Here is a 780-nt window from a genome sequence, read left to right as displayed (position 1 = left end):
GTATCAGTGTGCAATGTCATCCCTCATTTAGCACTGATAGCCTTTTAATATATTAAGGAACCAAATCATGAAACTACAATCCCTAGTTTTAGCTGCTGCCACTGCCCTTACCATGACTACTGCTTTTGCTGTACCTGCTGGCACTTGGTCTATTGCGGCTGGTGCACATTATGTTGACCCTAAAAGTGATAATGGCACTCTAGATAATGGTTTGTCTGTTGATGTTGACGGCGATATACAACCAACTATCAGTGGTGAGTATTTTATTGCCAACAATGTCGGTGTTGAGCTACTCGCAGCACTCCCATTTCATCATGATTTTGATCTAAATAGTGCTGATGGCACACAAGTTTTAACAGGTAAAACCCAACATTTACCACCGACTCTTTCTGTGCAATATCACTTTGACTCTGACAACATGCCAATGAATATCAAACCATTCGTTGGTGTTGGCGTGAACTATACGACCTTTTTTAAAGAAAGAATCTCTACTGGTGGTGATTTAGATCTTGATGATAGCGTTGGTGTGGCCGGTCATGTCGGTTTAGACATTCCTTTCGCTCCAACTGAAGCTTTCCGTATCGATGCGCGCTATATGGACATCAAAACAGATGCTACTTTAGATGGCAGTGACATCGGTGAAATCGATATCAGCCCTTGGGTATATGGCGTTGCATTTGTTAAACAGTTTTAATCACAAACCGTATTAACCTCGATGATCTAAGTATAAAAAGCCAGCGCTGATGCTGGCTTTTTTGTGGCTAACATTTGCTTATTTCA

The 780-nt window shown here is 41.3% G+C and carries 1 protein-coding gene; it reads left to right on the top strand.

Going from position 1 to position 780, the window contains the following annotated elements:
* The first annotated feature begins 67 nt into the window (after window positions 1-67).
* A complete protein-coding gene (locus ACS8FC_RS16680; protein ID WP_201599697.1) occupies window positions 68-694 on the top strand; it encodes an OmpW/AlkL family protein in 627 nt (208 codons plus the stop codon).
* Window positions 695-780: the final 86 nt, after the last annotated feature.

This window comes from Psychrobacter sp. 1Y4 (assembly GCF_051847555.1).
The sequence above is the reverse complement of the archived record's forward strand: the minus strand, read 5'-3'. Positions and strand labels throughout refer to the sequence as shown.

What these genes read in the sequence shown, in the direction of transcription:
- ACS8FC_RS16680 (WP_201599697.1), top strand. Translation starts at nt 68, where the DNA reads ATGAAACTACAATCCCTAGTTTTAGCTGCTGCCACTGCCCTTACCATG.